This window comes from Streptomyces sp. NPDC003300 (genome assembly GCF_040610915.1).
Classification (GTDB): Bacteria; Actinomycetota; Actinomycetes; order Streptomycetales; family Streptomycetaceae; genus Actinacidiphila.
In genome coordinates, this window is record NZ_JBEXNE010000025.1 from 49,793 (window position 1) to 69,333 (window position 19,541).

Sequence of the window (19,541 nt, forward strand, 5' to 3'; positions counted from 1 at the left end):
CTCCAGATTGGAAATCTGGAAGCCATATCTTCGAACGCACATCTCCCATTCCATAATGGGAAGATGTAGGCTTCCATTTCGGATGTAAGCTGGATTCCAGATCGGAGGTACACCGAGTGGTGGAAGCGGCAAGCGGTTCGACCGTGCCTCGCCGTCAACTGGGGCGACACCTACGTGAGCTGCGCAATCGTGCGCGGCTGACCGTGCGCGCGGCATCAACTGCCCTGGAGTGGTCGGATCAGAAGATCTGGCGCATCGAGACGGGGCAAACGTCCATGCGCAGCCTGGACGTTGAGGCGATGTGTCGGGTGTACGGCGCTGACGCCGAGTTGGCCGAGGCGCTGATGGGCCTGGCTAAGGAGACGAAGGGTCGTGGTTGGTGGCACTCCTACGGTGACGTGATCCCGGAAGGATTCGACCTCTTCATCGGGCTGGAGGGAGCGGCGACGAGCCTGCGTCAGTACATCAAGGACTTGGTGCCTGGCCTCGTCCAGACAGAGGACTACGCCCGAGCGCTGATCCAGAAGGACAACCCCGACGTCGATGACGACGAGATCGAACGTCGAGTACATGTCCGGATGGCACGGCAGGAGCTGCTGACCAGGGTGACGGCTCCGCCCACCCTGGAACTGGCGCTTGGTGAAGCCGTCCTCCGCCAACCGGTCGGCGGAGGTGAAGTAATGGCTCGCCAGTTGCACCGCTTGGTAGAGACGATGGAGCTGCCGAACGTCTCACTGCGAGTCGTGCCGTTCGCGGCGGGCTTGCACCACGGACTCATGTCCGGACCCTTCACAACCCTGCGCTTCCCTGTCAACGGTGACGGACAGCCAACGGAGCCGCCCACCGTCTACATGGAGGGCTTCACCGGCGATCTGTACCTCGACAAGCCGCAAGAGATCGAGCGGTACGACCAGGCGTTCACGTCGATCTGGGACGCGGCCTTGGACGCCAAGGACACTCAGAACATGCTTCGACAAGCGGCAAAGGAGTTTGCGCAATGATGAGTTCGGACCTCACGGGCGCGGTGTGGCGTAAGTCCAGCCGTTCCCAGAACAACGGTCAGTGCGTCGAGGTCGCCTTCCTGGGCGATGGTCGCGTCGCCCTGCGTGACAGCAAGGATCAAGGCAACGGCCCGGCGCTCGTCTTCACGCCGGGCGAATGGGCAGCGTTCCAGGGTGGCGTCGCAGACGGCGAGTTCAAGCCTGAGTAGCGGCGCGAAAGTATCCGCCAACAGGAGCGCTCGACCTAGCTCGGAGGTCGAGCGCTCCTAGCGTTCACCGATCGTCCGTTGATGGGCTGTACTTCCCTGTGTGGCCTACGAGCGGACGGGGGCATCTGGCTACCCCCTGGCACGGTTGCCGCCGTAGTAGTCGTCTTGCCTGGTCAAGGGGGCGTGGGTCGGTAGACTGGGCAGTGCCCAAGGGATACGTAGTCACGTTGTTGACGAGGCTCCGGAATTCAGCGTGCGGGCGCTGGAGGCGCTGCGGCAACCGCTCGAATCGGGCCATGTCGTGGTCGCCCGCGCGGCGGGCGTGATGCGGCTCCCTGCCCGCTTCATGCTGGTGCTCGCCGCCAACCCCTGCCCCTGCGGGCGCTACTCGATGCTGGGCGAGGGCTGCGACTGCTCGCCCACCGCCGTCCGCCGCTACCAGGGCAGGCTTTCTGGGCCGCTGCTGGACCGCGTCGACCTGCGCGTCGAAGTGGAATCCGTCAGCAGATCCGACCTCCTCGGCCAGGGCCCCGGCGAATCCACCGCCACCGTCGCCGCCCGGGTCGTCGCCGCCCGCGAGCGTGCCGCGACCCGCTACCGGGACACCCCCTGGAAGCTGAACAGCGAGATCCCCGGCCACGAGATGCGCACCCGCTGGCACGTCGCCCCCGGCGCCCTGCACCCCGCCGAGCGCGACATGGAACGCGGCCTGCTCACCGCCCGCGGCCTCGACCGCGTCCTGCGCGTCGCCTGGTCCCTCGCCGACCTCGCGGGCCACGACCGCCCCCACGTCGACGACGTCTTCCAGGCGCTCCACCTCAGGACCGGTGTCAGCCGCGGGGTGCCCGTAGCGGGAGGCGTGTGATGCGGCGGCGGAGGGGGTCGCCGGGCCCCGATGGGGCCGGGCCGCCGGGGGAGGAGACGGCCACTGGTTCAGCCGCCGAGGGTGGCGCAGGGAGGGTCCGGGGTTCGCAGGCCGCCGATGGCTCTCAGATCGGCCCCGCGGCCGGTGGGGCCGGTCCACCGACGCTGGCGGTGCCCCCGCCGACGGTGCCCGCTTTGGCGGTACCTGCCTTGGCGGCTGCCGTGCCGGAGGCGGAGCGGTTGGCGCGGGTGGCGATCACGCGGATCGCGGATCCCGGGGACGAGGTGGTGGGGCGGGCGCTGCGGGAGAGGGGAGCCGAAGAGGTGCTGCGCGCGCTACGGGAGGGGGAGGCGCTGCCCGGAGCCGGTCCGCGGCGGACCGACGGATACCGGACGCGGTCGGTTCGGGCCGACCCCGAGGGGGATCTGGAGGCCGCACGCCGAGCCGGAGGACGGTTCGTGTGCCCCGAGGACGCCGACTGGCCGGGGCAGTTGGACGACCTCGGGCCGCAGCGCCCGTACGGCCTGTGGGTACGCGGGCAGCCGTCGCTACGGCTGTGGGCACTGCGCTCGGTGGCCGTGGTCGGCGCACGGGCCTGCACCGACTACGGCGCCCACATGGCGGCGCGGCTCGGCGGGGGACTGGCACGGGCGGGCTGGGTGGTGGTCTCGGGAGCCGCCTACGGGGTGGATGGTGTGGTGCACCGGGGTGCGCTGCGGGCGGGCGGCGCCACCATCGGCGTGGTGGCCAGCGGCGTCGATGTGCCGTACCCGCCGGGCAACGCCCAGTTGATCGGCGAGATCGCCGAACGCGGCCTGCTCGTCGGCGAACTGCCGCCGGGCGACCACCCCACCCGCAGCAGATTCGTGCTGCGGAACCGGGTGATCGCCGCCCTGACCCGCGGCACGGTGGTGGTCGAGGCGCGCTACCGCAGCGGTTCCCTGGTCACCGCGCGGCGGGCCGCCCAGTTGGGGCGGGTGACGATGGGGGTGCCGGGGCCCTGCACGAGCGGTCTGTCGGAAGGGGTGCACGAACTGCTGCGCGGGGACGCCGTGGTGGTGACCGACGCGGCCGAAGTCATCGAGATGGTGGGGGAGATCGGCGCCGACCTCGCACCCGCCCGCCGCGGACCCGTACTGCCGCGCGATCTGCTCGACCCGGCGGCGGCCCGCGTACTGGAAGCGCTCCCCGGTCAAGGGGACGCCTGCGAAGAGGAGATCGCCCTCGCCGTGGGGTCCACCAGCGACGACACGCTGAGACGGCTCTACGAATTGCAGGCCCTCGGCTTCGTCGAACGCGACGACGGGCGGTGGAAGTTGGTCCGTACCGCGCACGACGGCGCGCCGCGTCGGGAGGGTTGACGCCATCGACACACCATCAGGTGACAGGAAACCGCCGTGACCTGGGACGATCGTAGGACCGGCCGTGGGCGGCCCGGCGGCCCACCATGATGACCCGAGGGGCTCCCGCGCGGGCCCCGTACCGGGCGGTATAGCCGGTCCGGTGAGCGCGCACCGGTAGAGGAACGTATCTGCGCATGTCCCATACGGATGATGTAGCAATAAGCGACACTATGGTCACGCTACGCTCGCGGAGGCTCGATTTCCCGCCCACGTCTCGGCAGAACGGCTCAAAACGGCACATGCCCCAGTACACCCCCGGGTCCGAGCGGGCGACGGCGGCGACCGCCCCCCGCACCTCCCCTCGGCCAGCCGCCCCCACGTCGCTCGACGAACTGTGGCGGACCTATAAGTCCACGGGGGACGCCCGGCTGCGGGAGCAGTTGATCCTGCACTACTCGCCGCTGGTGAAGTACGTGGCGGGCCGGGTCAGCGTCGGACTCCCGGCCAACGTCGAGCAGGCCGACTTCGTCTCCTCCGGGGTGTTCGGACTCATCGACGCGATCGAGAAGTTCGACCCGGAACGCGCGATCAAATTCGAGACCTACGCGATCACCCGTATCCGCGGCGCCATGATCGACGAACTGCGCGCGCTCGACTGGATCCCGCGCTCCGTCCGGCAGAAGGCGCGCGCCGTCGAACGCGCCTACGCCACCCTTGAGGCCAAGCTGCGCCGCACTCCGAGCGAGCCCGAGGTGGCGGCGGAGATGGGCGTCGGGATCGAAGACCTGCACGCGGTGTTCAGCGCGCTGTCCCTGGCCAACGTCGTCGCGCTGGAGGACCTCCTGCACGCGGGCGGCGAGGGCGGCGACCGGCTCAGCCTCGTCGACACCCTGGAGGACACCGGCGCCGACAACCCCGTCGAGGTCGCCGAGGACCGTGAGCTGCGCCGACTGCTCGCCCGCGCGGTCAACACCCTTCCCGAACGCGAGAAGACCGTCGTCACCCTCTACTACTACGAGGGCCTGACACTCGCCGAGATCGGCCAGGTACTCGGCGTCACCGAAAGCAGGGTCAGCCAGATCCACACCAAGTCCGTCCTCCAACTACGGGCAAAGCTGGCCGACGTCGGGCGGTGACAGGCGCGGCACAGTGTCTACAGTGGTGGGATGCCCAGGATTCGAGCGGCCTCGGTGGCCGAACACCGGACGATGCAGCGCCAGGCCCTGCTGGACGCCGCGCGTTCGCTGCTGTCCGAGGGCGGCACGGAGGCGCTGACCTTCCCCGCCCTGGCCGAGCGCACCGGACTGGCGCGCTCCTCGGTCTACGAGTACTTCCGCTCCCGCGCCGCGGTGGTCGAGGAGCTGTGCGCCGTGGACTTCCCCGTCTGGGCCGCCGAGGTCGAGGCCGCCATGCAGGCCGCCGACACCGCCGAGGGTCAGATCGAGGCCTACGTACGCAGCCAGCTCGCGCTGGTCGGCGACCGCCGCCACCGCGCCGTCGTCGCGATCTCCGCCGGTGAACTGGACGCGGGCGCCCGCGAGAAGATCCGCGCCGCCCACGGCGGCCTGGTCACGATGGTCGGCGCCGCCCTCGCGGCCCTCGGCCACGCCGAGCCCCGCCTGACCGCCATGCTCCTGCAAGGCGTGGTCGACGCCGCGGTCCGCCGGATCGAACTCGGCGCCGCAGAAGACCCCGTCCACATCACCGAGTCGGCCGTCACGATGGCGCTGCACGGGGTGACCGGCCGCCCCTGACCCGGGCTGCCGCCTCCGCTTTCCGTTCCGTCCCGTCCGCCGCCGCGCCGAACACCGGCAGCAGCCGGGAGGGCCCCGCGCGCAGCAGCCACGGCGGCAGCAGGGTCAACGGGTCGAGGTAGACGTCACCCCGCAGGAGGCCCCAGTGGAGGCAACCGGGTGAGCGGTGGACGGCGGAGTCGGTCACCACTCCCAGCGGCCCGCCCGCGGCGAGCCGGGTGCCGACCGCGACCGTCCCCCGTACCGGCTCATAGGTGACGCGCAGGCTCGCGTCCGGCCGGTCGAGCCGCAGCACGACGACATCGGTGCCCGCCACCTTCCCCGCGAAGGTCACCTCGCCGGGAGCCGCCGCCCGCACCACGCTCCCCGGCCCCGCGCGTAAGTCGACCCCGCGGTGTCCCGCGGCATAGGGCGTCGCGGGCGGCTCGAAGGCGCGCAGCACCGCCGGCCGCCCCCGTACTCCCGGCCCTGTCACGGGCCAGCAGCGCGCGTCCGAGCCGGCGCCCGCGCACCCCGCGCCGCCCGCCGTACCGGCGCCGCTCGCCGTCCCCGTGCCGCCCGCCGTCCCCGTGCCGCCGGGGAGGGCCGTCAGCAGAGCTGTCATCACCACCGTCAACCACGTGTGAAGTGCCATGGCACGAGCATCCCGGATCCGGGCGGCGAAAGATGATCATGGTCCTGGCCTGTGGATAACTCGGGTGTCGCCCGGCACTCCACCGGTCCCGTACACTTTCTCTGGCGATCCGGGTCACCGGGTCGACTTCGCACGCCCCGCCACCCACTCCCCTCATCGGGACGGTGGCCGCGCCCCTCGGTCCCTCGTGGCACGGCGCGTCGGGACGTCAGGCGCGACCGCCGTCCGGCGGTCGCGATAACCGAGTACCTCAAGGAGTACGGCCATGGCCGTCGTCACGATGCGGGAGCTGCTGGAGAGCGGCGTCCACTTCGGGCACCAGACCCGTCGCTGGAACCCGAAGATGAAGCGCTTCATCTTCACCGAGCGCAATGGCATCTACATCATCGACCTGCTCCAGTCGCTGTCGTACATCGACCGCGCCTACGAGTTCGTCAAGGAGACCGTCGCGCACGGCGGCTCCATCATGTTCGTCGGCACCAAGAAGCAGGCGCAGGAAGCCATCGCGGAGCAGGCCTCCCGCGTCGGCATGCCCTACGTCAACCAGCGCTGGCTGGGCGGCATGCTCACCAACTTCTCGACCGTCTACAAGCGCCTCCAGCGCCTGAAGGAGCTCGAGGAGATCGACTTCGACGACGTGGCCGCGTCCGGCCTCACGAAGAAGGAGCTGCTGGTCCTCTCCCGCGAGAAGGACAAGCTGGAGAAGACCCTCGGCGGCATCCGCGAGATGCAGAAGGTGCCGAGCGCCGTCTGGATCGTCGACACCAAGAAGGAGCACATCGCCGTCGGTGAGGCGCGCAAGCTCCGCATCCCGGTCGTCGCGATCCTCGACACCAACTGCGACCCCGACGAGGTCGACTACAAGATCCCGGGCAACGACGACGCGATCCGTTCCGTCACGCTGCTCACCCGTGTGATCGCCGACGCCGTCGCCGAGGGCCTCATCGCCCGCTCCGGTGCCGCCACCGGTGACAAGAAGGCCGAAGGCGTCGCCGAGCCGCTCGCCGAGTGGGAGCGTGACCTGCTCGAGGGCGAGAAGAAGGCCGACGAGGCGCCCGCCGCCGACGCGACCGCCGCCGCTGCCGAGGCGCCCGCCGCCGAGGCCGAGGCTCCGGCCGACGCCGCTCCGGCCGCCGCCGAGACCGCCGAGGCTCCGGCCGACGCCGCCCCGGCCGCCACGGAGGGCGAGTCCGAGCAGGCCTGAGCCTGTTCCGACCCGTACCGACGGCACACCGGCACCACCGGTCAACCGCACAGCAGCAGGACGCGTATCGCGTACGACGCGTACGACGTGAACCACGCGTGACGACGGCGGGGGCCCATGCCCCCGCCGTCCACCCGTAGATCCACCGACCATTCGGGAAGAGACTTAAACCCATGGCGAACTTCACCGCCGCTGACGTCAAGAAGCTCCGCGAGCTGACCGCCGCGGGCATGATGGACTGCAAGAACGCCCTTGTGGAGGCCGAAGGCGACCTGGACAAGGCCGTCGAGATCCTTCGGGTCAAGGGCCAGAAGGGCGTCACCAAGCGCGAGGGCCGCTCGGCCTCCAACGGTGCGGTCGTCTCCCTGATCGCCGCCGACAACTCCGAGGGCGTCCTCGTCGAGCTGAAGTGCGAGACGGACTTCGTCGCCAAGGGCGACAAGTTCGTCGCCGTGGCCGACGCCATCGCCGCCCACGTCGCCGCCAGCAAGCCGGCCGACATCACGGCGCTGCTCGGCTCCGAGATCAAGGACGGCCAGACCGTCCAGGCGTACGTGGACGAGGCGAACGCCACCCTCGGCGAGAAGATCGTGCTCGACCGCTTCGCCCAGTTCTCCGGCACCTACGTGACCTCCTACCTGCACCGCACCAGCCCCGACCTGCCCCCGCAGGTCGGCGTCCTGGTCGAGCTGGACAAGGCCGACGCGCAGGTCGCCAAGGACGTCGCCCAGCACATCGCCGCCTTCGCGCCGACCGCCCTGTCCCGCGACGAGATCCCGGCCGAGAAGGTCGAGAACGAGCGTCGCGTCGCCGAGGCCACCGCCCGCGAGGAGGGCAAGCCCGAGGCCGCCCTGGCGCGCATCGTCGAGGGCCGGGTGAACGGCTTCTTCAAGGAGAACGTCGTCCTGGAGCAGGCCTTCGCGAAGGACTCCAAGAAGACCGTCCAGAAGGTGCTGGACGAGGCCGGCGTCACGCTGAAGCGTTTCGCGCGTTTCCGCGTCGGCGTCTGATCGCGCTGGACACGAAAGCAGCGAATGACCGACGGCCCGGCTAGGGTCGTACGCGGTCGGCCGCCCGCCGACCGGCCGCAGATGTGACGAGGAGGCCATTGCCGTACAGGGAACCCACGAGGACCCGCGGCAATGGCCTCCTTCGTACGTGCACGAGGAGATCTCCATGGACAAAGGCGCCGATACGGCCCACCACACCACCGCCCACCGCCGCTATCTGCTGAAGCTGTCCGGCGAGGCGTTCGCCGGGGGAGGCGGTCTCGGAGTCGATCCCGACGTCGTGCACGCCATCGCCCGCGAGATCGCCGCGGTCGTCGCGGACGGCTACGAGATCGCCCTCGTCGTCGGCGGCGGCAACTTCTTCCGCGGCGCAGAACTCCAGCAGCGCGGCATGGACCGGGCCCGCTCGGACTACATGGGCATGCTCGGCACGGTCATGAACTGCCTGGCCCTCCAGGACTTCCTGGAGAAGGAGGGCGTCGAGACCCGCGTGCAGACCGCGATCACCATGGGCCAGGTCGCCGAGCCGTACATCCCGCTGCGGGCCGTACGGCATCTGGAGAAGGGCCGCGTCGTCATCTTCGGCGCCGGTATGGGCATGCCGTACTTCTCCACCGACACCACCGCCGCCCAGCGGGCCCTGGAGATCGACGCGGCGGCCATGCTGATGGGCAAGAACGGGGTCGACGGGGTCTACGACTCCGACCCCAAGCTGAACCCGGACGCGGTGAAGTTCGACGCCCTGGAGTACGGCGAGGTCATCACCCGCGACCTGCGGGTCGCCGACCTCACCGCGATCACCCTCTGCCAGGACAACAAGCTGCCGATCCTCGTCTTCGAGCTGCTCGCCGAAGGGAACATCGCGCGGGCCGTGAAGGGTGAGAAGATCGGCACGCTGGTCAACGACCGGGGCTCCAGGGCTTAATGACCGCCCGAGCGCCGGGTGGTGACACGTCCCGGTTCGCCCGGTCCGGGGATGGACAACAGGCTGCCGGTCGGACACCGTGCAGGAAAGACGCGCGCAGGGGCCCGACCGTCAGGCTCCGCCTTCTGAATACCAGGAGCACATGGTGATTGAAGAGACCCTCCTCGAGGCCGAGGAGAAGATGGAGAAGGCCGTCGTCGTCGCCAAGGAGGACTTCGCGGCGATCCGTACCGGCCGGGCGCACCCCGCGATGTTCAACAAGATCGTGGCCGAGTACTACGGCGCGCCCACCCCGATCAACCAGCTCGCCTCGTTCGCGGTGCCCGAGCCGCGGATGGCGGTGATCACCCCCTTCGACAGCAGCAGTCTGCGCAACATCGAGGAGGCGATCCGCAACTCCGACCTCGGCGTCAACCCGAGCAACGACGGCCGGATCATCCGGGTGGCGTTCCCCCAGCTCACCGAGGAGCGGCGCCGGGAGTACATCAAGGTCGCCAAGACCAAGGGCGAGGACGCCAAGATCTCGATCCGCAGCGTCCGCCGCAAGGCCAAGGAGACCCTCGACAAGCTCGTCAAGGACGGCGAGTCGGGCGAGGACGAGGTGCGCCGCGCGGAGAAGGAGCTGGACGACACGACGTCGAAGTACGTCGCCCAGGTCGACGAGCTGCTCAAGCACAAGGAAGCCGAGCTGCTGGAGGTCTGACCGGGCCGGGCCCCCGGGCCCGCCCCGGAAACACCGCCCCGGACATCTCAGTCCGTCCGGACACGCCTGTCCGGGCACCGTTCCTGACGCCCGTCCGGACACCGGCAGTACGACCGTATGCACGATCCCGCCCTCAGCCCTTCCCGGCCGACACACGACGACGCGAGGCGAAGCTCAGTGAACGACTCTTCCTGGGGCGCTTCGCCACGCGCCGGTCACTGGGGAGCGCCCGAGGACACGGTCACCAACGGCGCGGCCGACGGCTCGATTGCGGATGACACGATCATCTATCCGGCGGGTTCCGCACCCGATTCCGGGCGCGGCAGGAAGACTCCTCCTATGCCAACCGCCCCGGAGCCGACACCGCCGCCGCAGCCCCCCGCGAAGAAGTCCGCAGGGCGGAATCTGCGCGCGGCGATAGGGGTCGGCCTCGGCCTCGGCGCGGTCATCGTCGCCTCGCTCTTCATCGTGAAGGCGGTGTTCGTCGGCGTCGTGGTCGTCGCCGCCGCCGTCGGCGTCTGGGAGCTGACCTCGCGGCTGGCGGAGCGCAAGGGCATCCGCGCCCCGCTGATCCCGATCGCGGCCGGCGGTACGGCGATGATCATCGCCGGGTATCTGCGCGGCGCGGACGGCGCCTGGGTGGCGATGGCCCTCACCGCGCTCGCCATCCTCGTGTGGCGCATGACGGAGCCGCCCGAGAACTACCTGCGCGATGTCACCGCCGGCGTCTTCGCCGCCTTCTACGTGCCCTTCCTGGCCACCTTCGTGGTCATGATGCTCGCCGCCGACGACGGCCCGCGGCGCGTCCTGGTCTTCCTGCTGCTCACCGTGATCAGCGACACCGGCGCCTACGCCGTCGGCTGGCGCTTCGGCAAGCACAAGCTCGCGCCCCGCATCAGCCCCGGCAAGACCCGCGAGGGCCTGCTCGGCGCGATCTCCTTCGCCATGGTCGCGGGCGCCCTGCTCATGCAGTACGTCATCGACGACGGCCGCTGGTGGCAGGGCCTCCTCCTCGGCCTCGCCGCCGCCGTCAGCGCCACCCTCGGCGACCTCGGCGAATCCATGATCAAGCGCGACCTCGGCATCAAGGACATGGGCACCCTCCTGCCGGGCCACGGCGGCATCATGGACCGCCTCGACTCCCTGCTCCCCACCGCCCCCGTGGTCTGGCTCCTCCTGGCCGTCTTCGTCGGCACCGGCTGACCCCGACGGCCCGCCGCCCGAGCGACAGCCCCCGGACCAGCGGGCGACCGGCCGACCCATTTCGATCTGCGACACTTGTCAGATCATGCCTGTACCCGGAGAACTCACTTTTGCCGCGCCGCGTGGGGCCAAGAAGCCGCCGCGGCACCTTGCCGACCTCACTCCCGTCGAGCGGCGGGAGGCGGTGGCCGCGCTCGGGGAGAAGCCGTTCCGGGCGAAGCAACTGTCGCAGCACTACTTCGCGCGGTACGCCGACGATCCGGCGGCGTGGACGGACATTCCGGCCGCGGCGCGGGGGAAGCTGGCGGAGGACCTGCTGCCGGAGCTGATGACGGTGGTGCGGCACGCGTCGTGCGACGACGGGGACACCCGTAAGACGCTGTGGAAGCTGTTCGACGGGACGCTCGTCGAGTCGGTGCTGATGCGGTACCCGGACCGGGTCACGATGTGCATCTCCTCGCAGGCGGGCTGCGGCATGAACTGCCCGTTCTGCGCGACCGGGCAGGCCGGTCTCGACCGGAATCTGTCCACCGCCGAGATCGTGCACCAGATCGTCGCGGGCATGAAGAGCCTGCGCGACGGCGAGGTGCCCGGGGGGCCCGCGCGGCTGTCGAACATCGTCTTCATGGGGATGGGCGAGCCGCTGGCCAACTACAAGCGCGTGATCGGCGCGATCCGCCGCCTCACCGACCCCGAGCCGGACGGCCTCGGCCTGTCGCAGCGCGGCATCACCGTCTCCACGGTCGGCCTGGTCCCGGCGATCTACCGGTTCGCCGACGAGGGGCTGAAGTGCCGCCTCGCGGTCTCGCTGCACGCGCCCGACGACGAGCTGCGCGACACCCTGGTGCCGGTCAACACCCGCTGGAAGGTCCGCGAGGTGCTGGACGCGGCCTGGCACTACGCCGAGGTCTCCGGCCGCCGGATCTCCATCGAGTACGCGCTGATCCGGGACATCAACGACCAGGCGTGGCGCGCGGACCGGCTCGGCCGGATGCTGAAGAACCACCGGGTGCACGTCAATCTGATCCCGCTCAACCCCACGCCCGGCTCCAAGTGGACGGCCTCCCGGCCGGAGGACGAGCGGGCGTTCGTCGCCGCGCTCGAGTCCCACGGCGTGCCCGTGACCGTACGGGACACCCGCGGCCAGGAGATCGACGGCGCGTGCGGCCAGCTCGCGGCCTCGGAGCGCTGAGGCGCCGGGCGCGATAGGGGCCCGGCGCTGACCAGCCCTTTCGCACCTGCTGCTATCGTGCTCGTGCAATCACACAAGTACGTACAAGTGAACATTCCGACAGGGGAGCGCCTGAGACGGCGCTGAGAGTGCGGCCCACGAGACCGCAGACCCTCGGACCTGATCCGGGTCATACCGGCGTAGGGAGTCTGCACAGATGAACACCATCCGTCGGCGTGCCATCGGCGCGCTCGTCCTGGCCACGGTCGGCGCCACCGCGCTCGCCGCGTGCGGCAGCGACTCGGGCGGCACCAAGACCAGCGGCGGCAGCACGTCCAAGACCGTGACGCTGGTCAGCCACGACTCCTTCGCGGCGTCCGACGCCGTGCTCAAGGACTTCACCAAGGAGACCGGCTACACGGTCAAGGTACTGCGCGGCGGAGACGCGGGCGCGGCCGTCAACCAGGCGATCCTCACCAAGGACCACCCGCAGGGCGACGTCTTCTTCGGCGTCGACAACACGCTGCTGTCCCGCGCGCTCGACAACGGCCTGTTCACCCCGTACGCGGCCAAGGGCCTCGACCAGGTGCCCGCCGACCTCCAACTCGACGCGGCCAAGCACCGGGTGACGCCCATCGACTCCGGTGACGTCTGCGTCAACTACGACCGGGCGTATTTCACCGCGCACAAGCTGGCCCCGCCCGCCACCTTCGCGGACCTGGTCAAGCCGGAGTACAAGAACCTGCTGGTCACCGAGAACGCCGCGACGTCCTCGCCCGGTCTGGCCTTCCTTCTCGGCAGCGCCGCCGCCTACGGGGACTCCGACTGGCAGTCGTACTGGAAGAAGCTCAAGGCCAACGGCGTCGAGGTCGTGGACGGTTGGGAGCAGGCGTACAACGACCGCTTCTCCGGCTCCTCGGCAGGCAAGAAGGCCAAGGGCGACAAGCCGCTGGTCGTGTCGTACGCGTCCAGCCCGCCCGCCGAGGTCGTGGGCGTCACCCCCGCGCCCGCCCAGTCCCCGACCGGGGTCTCCACCGGCACCTGCTTCCGCCAGATCGAATTCGCCGGGCTGCTGCACGGCGCGAAGAACACCGCGGGCGGCCAGGCGCTGATCGACTTCCTGCTGAGCAGGGCGTTCCAGGAGGACATGCCCCTCCAGATGTACGTCGACCCGGTGCGCAAGGACGCCACCGAGCCCGAGGTGTTCACCAAATACGGCGCGAAGATCACCGACCCGAAGACGCTGGCGCCCGACAAGATCGCCGCCAAGCGCGACGAGTGGGTCAAGGCATGGTCGTCGATCGTCCTCAAGTGACGCCCGGCGCCGAAAAGACGGACGCGGCCGATACGTCGGGCCACGCCGATACGGCGGACACGACCGGCACGGCGGACGCGACCGATACGACGGACACGACCGGCACGGCATCGGCGGTACGCGGCAGGATCCGGTCGCTCGTACCCGGTCGCGGCACCGCGATCCGGCTCGCCCTGATGGCCGTGCCCGCCGCCTTCTTCGGGGTGTTCTTCGCCTACCCCGTGATCTCCATCGTCGGCCGCGGCCTGCACCAGGGCGGCCGGTGGCAGCTCGGCCGGATCGGCGACGTCCTCGGCGACGGCTCCATCCGGCACGTGCTGTGGTTCACCTGCTGGCAGGCCGCCGCGTCCACCGCGCTGACCCTGGCCGTCGCCCTGCCCGGCGCGTACGTCTTCGCGCGGCTCGACTTCCCCGGCAAGCGGCTGCTGCGGGCCGTCGTCACCGTGCCCTTCGTGCTGCCGACCGTGGTCGCCGGTTCGGCCTTCCTCGCGCTGCTCGGCCGCGGCGGCTTCACCGACTCGCTGTGGGGCGTCCGCCTGGACACCACCGTGTGGGCGATCCTCATCGCGCACGTCTTCTTCAACTACGCGGTGGTCGTCCGCACCGTCGGCGGTCTGTGGGCGCAGCTCGACCCGCGCCAGGAAGAGGCCGCGCGGATGCTCGGCGCGAGCCGGCTCGCCGCCTGGCGGCGGGTCACGCTGCCCGCGCTCGGCCCCTCGGTGGCCGCCGCCGGGCTGATGGTGTTCCTGTTCACCTTCACCTCCTTCGGCGTGATCCAGATCCTCGGCGGCCCGCTGTACTCCACCCTCGAAGTGGAGATCTACCGGCAGACCGCGGAACTCCTCGACCTGCCGACCGCCGCCGTGCTGACCCTGCTGCAATTCGCCGCCGTCGCCGCGATCCTCGCCGTGCACGCCTGGACCGTACGCCGCCGGGAGTCCACGCTGCGGCTGGTCGACGCGGCCACCACCGCGCACCGGCCGCGCGGCAGGGGGGAGCGGACGCTGCTCGCCGGAGTGCTCGCCGTCATCGCGCTGCTGATCCTGCTGCCGCTGGGCGTGCTCGTCGCCCGCTCGCTGGACGGCCCGGACGGCTACGGCTTCGCCTTCTACCGCTCGCTCGGCTCCGTCGGCTCGGGTCGGAGCGGCGGCACCTTCACCGTCGCCCCGCTGGAGACGGTCTGGAATTCGCTGCGGTACGCCGCCGTCGCCACCGTCATCGCCTTGACGGTCGGCGGGCTCGCCGCCGCGGCCCTGGTCCGCAGGGCGGGACGGCTGGTCCGCGGCTTCGACGCGCTGCTGATGCTGCCGCTCGGCACCTCCGCCGTCACCGTCGGCTTCGGCTTCCTGATCACCCTCGACAAGCCGCCGCTCGACCTGCGGTCCTCCTGGATCCTGGTGCCGCTCGCCCAGGCGCTGGTCGGTGTGCCGTTCGTCGTACGCGTCATGCTGCCGGTGCTGCGCGCCGTGGACGACCGGTTGCGGGAGGCCGCCGCGGTGCTCGGCGCGTCACCGCTACGGGTCTGGCGCGAGGTCGAACTCCCGCTCGTCGGAAGGGCGCTGGCCGTCGCCGCGGGCTTCGCCTTCGCCGTGTCGCTCGGCGAGTTCGGCGCCACCGTCTTCATCGCCCGCCCCGACAGCCCCACGCTCCCGGTCGCCGTCGCCCGGCTGCTCGGCCGCGCGGGCCCGTCCACGTACGGCCAGGCCATGGCACTGAGCACCATCCTCATGCTGGTCTGCGCCGCGTCGCTGCTGGTGCTGGAGAATCTGCGCCCGCGCGGCCGGGGCGCCGACCCCTCACCCGGGGAGTTCTGATGACGCTGCTGCGAGTCGAGGACGCGACCGTACGGTTCGGCGCGCGGGCCGCGCTGGACGCCGTCACGCTGGAGGTGGCCGCGCACGAGACGGTGTGCGTGCTCGGGCCCAGCGGCAGCGGCAAGTCCACGCTGCTGCGGGCCGTCGCCGGACTCCAGCCGCTGGACGGCGGACGGGTGCTGCTCGACGGCGCCGACCAGGCGGGCGTTCCCGCGCACCGGCGCGGCGTCGGCCTGATGTTCCAGGACCACCAGCTCTTTCCGCAGCGCGACGTCGGCGGCAATGTCGCCTTCGGGCCGCGCATGCACAAGGTGCCGCGCGAGCGGCGCGAGGAGCGGGTGCGCGAACTGCTCGACCTCGTCGGGCTGCCCGGCGCGGGCGGGCGCGGCGTCGCCACGCTCTCCGGCGGGGAGCAGCAGCGGGTCGCCCTGGCCCGCGCCCTCGCCCCCGAGCCGCGGCTGCTCATGCTCGACGAGCCGCTGGGACAGCTCGACCGGGCGCTGCGCGAACGGCTCGTCGTGGAGCTGCGCGAACTCTTCCGTCGCCTGGGGACGACGGTCCTGGCCGTCACGCACGACCAGAGCGAGGCGTTCGCCCTCGCGGACCGGGTCGTGGTGATGCGCGACGGGCGCATCGCGCAGTCCGGTACGCCGCTGGAGGTCTGGCAGCGGCCGGTGTCGCCCTTCGTGGCACGCTTCCTCGGCTTCGACAACATCGTGGACGCCAGCGTCGGGGGTGGCGTCGCCGATACGCCCTGGGGGAAGGTGCCGGTGCCCTCCGGCACCCCGCAGGGGCCCTGCCACCTGCTCATCCGGCCCGCCGGGGTGCGCCTCACCGGACTCGAGTCCGGGCTTCGCTGCACTGTCGTCGCCCGCACGTTTCGTGGCGATCACATCACGCTCGTCCTGGCGCCGGAGGCGGGGCCGCGCCTCGAAGCCGGGTGCCCTTGGCGGGCGGCACCCGAGGTCGGCGCCGAGGTCGCCGTGACCTTCGCCCCCGAAGAGGTCGTCCTCCTCGCGGACGCCCCCCACCGCCCCTAGGACCGGTCCTTCAGGGGCGCGGGGAACCGCGCGAGCAACCCGCCACCGGCCGGTGGTCCGACGACAACCGATCCGCCCCGTTGGGGAAGAAGACCGCTGACCGTCTCGGTCAGAGAGCCGTTCTAGGGGGCGGCCAGCTTGGACAGGGCGGCGGGGACTTCCGCGACGGAGTCGACGAGGGCGAGGAGGGGGGACATGGGGCGGCCGGAGGCGAGGGCGGTCAGGAGGGGCCAGGCGGGGAGAGTGGTGGTCCAGTGGACGCGGTCGACGAGGACAAGGGGAACGGGAACCCCTCGGGAGGAGTAGTAGTCGGGGGTGGCGGCGTCGAAGATCTCCTGGACGGTCCCGGCGGCGCCGGGGAGGAAGACGACCCCGCCGGTGCAGCGCGAGAGCAACCCGTCCTCGCGGGTCGCGTTGGCGAAGAACTTGGCGATGCCGGAGGCGAAGGCGTTCGGCGGCTCGTGGCCGTAGAACCAGGTGGGCAGCCCGTAGGAGGGTCCGCCGTCCGGCCAGCGGTCGCGTACCTCGAAGGCGGTACGGGCCCAGTCGCCGACGGAGGGCGCGAAGGACGGGACGCCGGCCAGGACGGCGAGGGCCTTGCGGAGCATCAGGTCGTCGTAGGGCGCGGCGTAGGCGCCGAAGTTGGCGGCCTCCATCGCGCCGGGGCCGCCGCCGGTGGCGACGGTGTGCCCGGCCCTGGCGAGGTCGCGGCCGAGCCGTGCGGCGCCCGCGTAGGCGTCGGAGCCGCGCTCCATGGCGTGGCCGCCCATGACGCCGACCACGCTGAGGCCGCGCAGGCGCTCGTCGAGGGCGTCGGACACGGCGTCGTCGTGGATCGAGCGCAGCATCGAGGCGAGTATGTCGCCCTCCGCCGCGGCGGAGCGCGCCCAGGCGTGCGTACGGGCGTCCGGCGTCCGCTCGTAACCGTCCTCGTCGAGGCCCGCGTACAGCTCGTCGGGGCTGTAGAGCGCGCCCCGGTACGGGTCGAAGGGCAGGTCGGGGACGGGCGGGAAGACCAGCGCGCCGCCCGCGCGCACATGGGCGAGGGCCTGCGGCTCCATCGGGCAGCCGAGGAAGACGGCCTGCGAGGTGTCGGTGACGAGGAGCGCGAACGTACGGTCGGTCAGGTCGACGGCCTGTACGCGGTATCCGGCGAAGGAACCGCTCAGGGCGACCTGGTCGAATTCGGCCAGCGACTCAACTTCCCTGTCCCGTCCGGGAGTTCGGGGAGTGTCGGGCGCTGCGGGCGGGATGTCGGCGGGCACGTCTGAACGATAGTCCTCGGTGCGGCTCACCGGCCCGGCGGGACGGTGGTGAGTACGGCGACCAGGGCCGTGAGGGGGACGGCGGCGGCCAGCAGGACGCCCGCCCGCAGCGCGACCGCGCCGCGCAGGAGCGCGGGGGAGGCGCCGATCTGGCGCAGGGCGGCCATCGCGGGCTCCCGGCCGCGCCGGGCCTCCAGCAGCGCGGTGCCCGCGGTGGCCAGCACGCACACCACGATCAGGACACCGGCCAGGGCGGTGAGGGGGCCGAAGGGGCGAGCGCCGCCGCGGTGCAGGTCGTACGCGGCCAGGGCCGCGGCGGCGGTGGCGCACAGGGCGCCGAGCGGGCGGCCGATCGCACCGGCCTCCTCCTGGAGGGCCCGTCCGGCCAGCAGCCGGAGCGCGCCGGGGCGGAAGGCGGCGAGCAGCCGTCCGCAGGCGTGCACGAGGCCGGGACCCGCGAGGACCATGCCCGCGGTGGCGACGACCCAGCCGCCGAGCGCGAGCGGCGCGATGGAGCCGAGACCGCCGGGCAGCGGCACCTCGTGGCCGTGCGGCGCGGCCACCTCGGCGGCGAGCCCGACGGCGATCAGGGCGACGCCCCAGGGCAGGCCGCCGGGCGGATCGGCCGCGGAGACCTTGCGGGTCGCGGGGGCGGGCGCGGTGGAGACGGTGCGCGGTGGCCACAACTGGGCCGCGCCGATGACGGCGGCGCTCACCGGGACCAGCGCGAGCAGCGTCAACGCGCCCGCGAGCGGCACCTGTTCGCCGCCGCCGAGGAGGTCGGAGGCGGCGCCGTGGAAGGGCAGCGCGCCCGTCAGGTCGCCGCGCAGGTGCAGAAACGCCAGCAGGGCCACCGCGCTGCCGACCGCGCAGGTCAGGGCGGTCGCCGACGCGGCGAGCAGGGCCACGCCGACCCGGCCGAGGCCCACCGCGGCCAGTCCGGGACGCGGCCACCGCGCGGGCACCGCCCGCCCCGCGGCCACCGCGAACTGCACGGTCACCACGACCGGCAGCGCGCACCACGCCAGCCGCGCGGCGGCGTCGGCCGGCCGGTGCGGGTGCCCGAGGGCGTATCCCAGCGCGGCCAGCAGCAGCAGCCCGGTGGCCGCCGACGCGGCGGCGACCAGCACCCACCGCACCAGCGCGGTGTACCGCGCCCCGCGTACGACACGAAAACTCAGCACGCCCGGCTCCCTTCCGACACGGGCCGCCGCCCCGTACGGGCCATGGCCACGGCACCGGCCCCGCCGAAGCGGGCACCCGTAAGGGCACGGGCGGTGTGGACAGTCGAGGTCATACGGACGCGGCCCGCGTCGTCGTCGCGGTCGGCTCGGAATCCCGCTCCTGCGCGGGCATCGCGGCGTTGACCCGGCCGTCGAGCAGCGGGATCACGCGGTCCGCGAAGGGCGCGATGTCGTGGTCGCAGGCGCTGAGCACGACGGTGATGCCGTGCGAGCGGGCCGCGCTGGTGAGGGTCCGCATCACCAGGGCGCGGTCGGGGCGGTGCAGCGGCGCGCCCGGGTCGTCGGCGAAGACGATCTCCGGGGTGGTGACCAGGGCGCGGGCCACCGCGATCCGCTGCCGCTCGGCCTGGAGGAGTTCGGCCGGGCGCTTGCGGGCGGCGGCCCCGATGTCGAGCCGGTCAAGCCACTCCTGCGCCGCGGCCCTGGCCGCGCGGTACTTGGTGCCGCGCAGCAGCAGCGGCAGCGCCGCGTTCTCCCAGGCCGTCAGCTCGGGCAGCAGTTGCGAGGTGCTGCCGACCCAGCCGAAGCGGTCCCTGCGCAGCTCGTCCCTGGCCGTCTCGGGGAGGGTGTGGACCGGGGCGCTGTTGAACCACACCTCGCCCTCGTCCGGCACCAATTGCCCCGACAGGCAGCGCAGCAGCGTCGACTTGCCCGCGCCTCGCGGACCCACGACGGCCAGGATCTCGCCCTGCCGTACGCCCAGCGACACACCCAGCAGCGCGGGGGACCCGTCGTGCGCGTGGCGCAGCGAACGGGCCCACAACACGTCATTGTCCGGCGGGGCCACCATGCCGTTACCTCCGCGGTTCGCGAACCAATCCCCTCCGGGGAGGTTAGGCGC

Annotated in this window: 18 protein-coding genes, 1 pseudogene and 1 riboswitch; of the genes and pseudogenes, 15 read left to right on the forward strand and 4 right to left on the reverse strand. The window is 71.8% G+C overall.

The features are described from left to right. The first annotated feature begins 116 nt into the window (after positions 1 to 116). The 6 genes and pseudogenes from ABZX65_RS29305 to ABZX65_RS29330 all read left to right on the forward strand — a co-directional run bounded on the left by ABZX65_RS29305 (position 117) and on the right by ABZX65_RS29330 (position 5,172). Complete coding sequence (locus ABZX65_RS29305; RefSeq protein WP_355346471.1) at positions 117 to 1,001, forward strand: helix-turn-helix transcriptional regulator; 885 nt, start codon at positions 117 to 119, stop codon at positions 999 to 1,001. Further along, on the forward strand, positions 1,001 to 1,210 hold the full coding sequence (locus tag ABZX65_RS29310; protein ID WP_355346474.1) for a DUF397 domain-containing protein: 210 nt from the start codon (positions 1,001 to 1,003) through the stop codon (positions 1,208 to 1,210). Before ABZX65_RS29305 ends, ABZX65_RS29310 begins: the two co-directional genes overlap by 1 nt. A 229-nt stretch (positions 1,211 to 1,439) precedes the next feature. After that, positions 1,440 to 2,075 (forward strand): annotated as a pseudogene (locus tag ABZX65_RS29315) (ATP-binding protein); the annotation flags it as partial. A gap of 194 nt (positions 2,076 to 2,269) precedes the next feature. Next, positions 2,270 to 3,436, forward strand: coding sequence for a DNA-processing protein DprA (gene dprA / locus ABZX65_RS29320; protein ID WP_355346477.1), 1,167 nt, complete (start codon positions 2,270 to 2,272; stop codon positions 3,434 to 3,436). 281 nt (positions 3,437 to 3,717) lie between these two features. Further along, a complete protein-coding gene (whiG, locus tag ABZX65_RS29325; RefSeq protein ID WP_355346480.1) occupies positions 3,718 to 4,554 on the forward strand; it encodes an RNA polymerase sigma factor WhiG in 837 nt (278 codons plus the stop codon). A gap of 30 nt (positions 4,555 to 4,584) precedes the next feature. After that, positions 4,585 to 5,172, forward strand: a complete 588-nt coding sequence (locus ABZX65_RS29330; protein ID WP_355346483.1) for a helix-turn-helix domain-containing protein — start codon at positions 4,585 to 4,587, stop codon at positions 5,170 to 5,172. Here the strand turns inward: ABZX65_RS29330 and ABZX65_RS29335 are convergent. Then, positions 5,135 to 5,806: a peptidoglycan DD-metalloendopeptidase family protein gene (locus ABZX65_RS29335; RefSeq protein ID WP_355346486.1), complete on the reverse strand. Its 672-nt coding sequence runs from the start codon at positions 5,804 to 5,806 to the stop codon at positions 5,135 to 5,137. The genes ABZX65_RS29330 and ABZX65_RS29335 overlap by 38 nt on opposite strands. 265 nt (positions 5,807 to 6,071) lie before the next feature. Between ABZX65_RS29335 and rpsB the strand changes: the two genes are divergently transcribed. The 9 genes from rpsB (at position 6,072) to ABZX65_RS29380 (ending at position 16,191) form a co-directional block, all read left to right on the forward strand. Beyond that, on the forward strand, positions 6,072 to 7,010 hold the full coding sequence (gene rpsB, locus ABZX65_RS29340) for a 30S ribosomal protein S2 (protein ID WP_355346489.1): 939 nt from the start codon (positions 6,072 to 6,074) through the stop codon (positions 7,008 to 7,010). A gap of 173 nt (positions 7,011 to 7,183) precedes the next feature. After that, positions 7,184 to 8,020 carry a translation elongation factor Ts gene (tsf, locus tag ABZX65_RS29345; protein ID WP_355346492.1) on the forward strand — a complete coding sequence of 279 codons (837 nt, stop codon included), beginning with the start codon at positions 7,184 to 7,186 and terminating at the stop codon, positions 8,018 to 8,020. Positions 8,021 to 8,186: 166 nt separating this feature from the next. Next, the gene (gene pyrH, locus ABZX65_RS29350; RefSeq protein WP_355346495.1) at positions 8,187 to 8,945 is read left to right on the forward strand and encodes a UMP kinase; all 759 of its coding nucleotides are present in this window, start codon (positions 8,187 to 8,189) and stop codon (positions 8,943 to 8,945) included. 145 nt (positions 8,946 to 9,090) lie between these two features. Next, positions 9,091 to 9,648, forward strand: coding sequence for a ribosome recycling factor (frr, locus tag ABZX65_RS29355; protein WP_188281238.1), 558 nt, complete (start codon positions 9,091 to 9,093; stop codon positions 9,646 to 9,648). A 177-nt stretch (positions 9,649 to 9,825) separates the two neighbouring features. After that, complete coding sequence (locus ABZX65_RS29360) at positions 9,826 to 10,851, forward strand: phosphatidate cytidylyltransferase (RefSeq protein WP_355346498.1); 1,026 nt, start codon at positions 9,826 to 9,828, stop codon at positions 10,849 to 10,851. A gap of 85 nt (positions 10,852 to 10,936) precedes the next feature. Continuing rightward, positions 10,937 to 12,043 (forward strand): 23S rRNA (adenine(2503)-C(2))-methyltransferase RlmN, encoded by a 1,107-nt coding sequence (gene rlmN / locus ABZX65_RS29365; RefSeq protein WP_355346501.1) that lies wholly within the window; start codon positions 10,937 to 10,939, stop codon positions 12,041 to 12,043. A 91-nt stretch (positions 12,044 to 12,134) separates the two neighbouring features. After that, positions 12,135 to 12,246, forward strand: a riboswitch (TPP riboswitch). Beyond that, complete coding sequence (locus ABZX65_RS29370) at positions 12,240 to 13,337, forward strand: thiamine ABC transporter substrate-binding protein (protein ID WP_355346504.1); 1,098 nt, start codon at positions 12,240 to 12,242, stop codon at positions 13,335 to 13,337. Its footprint overlaps the riboswitch before it by 7 nt. 176 nt (positions 13,338 to 13,513) lie before the next feature. Continuing rightward, positions 13,514 to 15,151 carry an iron ABC transporter permease gene (locus tag ABZX65_RS29375; RefSeq protein ID WP_355346599.1) on the forward strand — a complete coding sequence of 546 codons (1,638 nt, stop codon included), beginning with the start codon at positions 13,514 to 13,516 and terminating at the stop codon, positions 15,149 to 15,151. Beyond that, on the forward strand, positions 15,151 to 16,191 hold the full coding sequence (locus ABZX65_RS29380; RefSeq protein WP_355346507.1) for an ABC transporter ATP-binding protein: 1,041 nt from the start codon (positions 15,151 to 15,153) through the stop codon (positions 16,189 to 16,191). Before ABZX65_RS29375 ends, ABZX65_RS29380 begins: the two co-directional genes overlap by 1 nt. 122 nt (positions 16,192 to 16,313) lie before the next feature. Here ABZX65_RS29380 and ABZX65_RS29385 read toward each other — a convergent pair whose 3' ends face one another. From ABZX65_RS29385 to ABZX65_RS29395, 3 genes are all read right to left on the reverse strand, one after another. After that, positions 16,314 to 17,456 (reverse strand): Rossmann fold nucleotide-binding protein, encoded by a 1,143-nt coding sequence (locus ABZX65_RS29385; protein WP_355346510.1) that lies wholly within the window; start codon positions 17,454 to 17,456, stop codon positions 16,314 to 16,316. A 26-nt stretch (positions 17,457 to 17,482) separates the two neighbouring features. Continuing rightward, a complete protein-coding gene (locus ABZX65_RS29390; protein ID WP_355346513.1) occupies positions 17,483 to 18,640 on the reverse strand; it encodes a hypothetical protein in 1,158 nt (385 codons plus the stop codon). Between the two features lie 109 nt (positions 18,641 to 18,749). After that, positions 18,750 to 19,490: an ATP-binding cassette domain-containing protein gene (locus ABZX65_RS29395; RefSeq protein ID WP_355346516.1), complete on the reverse strand. Its 741-nt coding sequence runs from the start codon at positions 19,488 to 19,490 to the stop codon at positions 18,750 to 18,752. Between the last annotated feature and the right edge of the window lie 51 nt (positions 19,491 to 19,541).

Bases quoted from the DNA above. Each gene is read 5' to 3' on its own strand.
- tsf (WP_355346492.1), top strand. From the start codon at position 7,184: ATGGCGAACTTCACCGCCGCTGACGTCAAGAAGCTCCGCGAGCTGACC.
- rlmN (WP_355346501.1), top strand. From the start codon at position 10,937: ATGCCTGTACCCGGAGAACTCACTTTTGCCGCGCCGCGTGGGGCCAAG.
- ABZX65_RS29310 (WP_355346474.1), top strand. From the start codon at position 1,001: ATGAGTTCGGACCTCACGGGCGCGGTGTGGCGTAAGTCCAGCCGTTCC.
- rpsB (WP_355346489.1), top strand. From the start codon at position 6,072: ATGGCCGTCGTCACGATGCGGGAGCTGCTGGAGAGCGGCGTCCACTTC.
- ABZX65_RS29380 (WP_355346507.1), top strand. From the start codon at position 15,151: ATGACGCTGCTGCGAGTCGAGGACGCGACCGTACGGTTCGGCGCGCGG.
- whiG (WP_355346480.1), top strand. From the start codon at position 3,718: ATGCCCCAGTACACCCCCGGGTCCGAGCGGGCGACGGCGGCGACCGCC.
- ABZX65_RS29335 (WP_355346486.1), bottom strand. From the start codon at position 5,806: ATGGCACTTCACACGTGGTTGACGGTGGTGATGACAGCTCTGCTGACG.
- pyrH (WP_355346495.1), top strand. From the start codon at position 8,187: ATGGACAAAGGCGCCGATACGGCCCACCACACCACCGCCCACCGCCGC.
- ABZX65_RS29370 (WP_355346504.1), top strand. From the start codon at position 12,240: ATGAACACCATCCGTCGGCGTGCCATCGGCGCGCTCGTCCTGGCCACG.
- ABZX65_RS29375 (WP_355346599.1), top strand. From the start codon at position 13,514: ATGGCCGTGCCCGCCGCCTTCTTCGGGGTGTTCTTCGCCTACCCCGTG.
- ABZX65_RS29330 (WP_355346483.1), top strand. From the start codon at position 4,585: ATGCCCAGGATTCGAGCGGCCTCGGTGGCCGAACACCGGACGATGCAG.
- ABZX65_RS29395 (WP_355346516.1), bottom strand. From the start codon at position 19,490: ATGGTGGCCCCGCCGGACAATGACGTGTTGTGGGCCCGTTCGCTGCGC.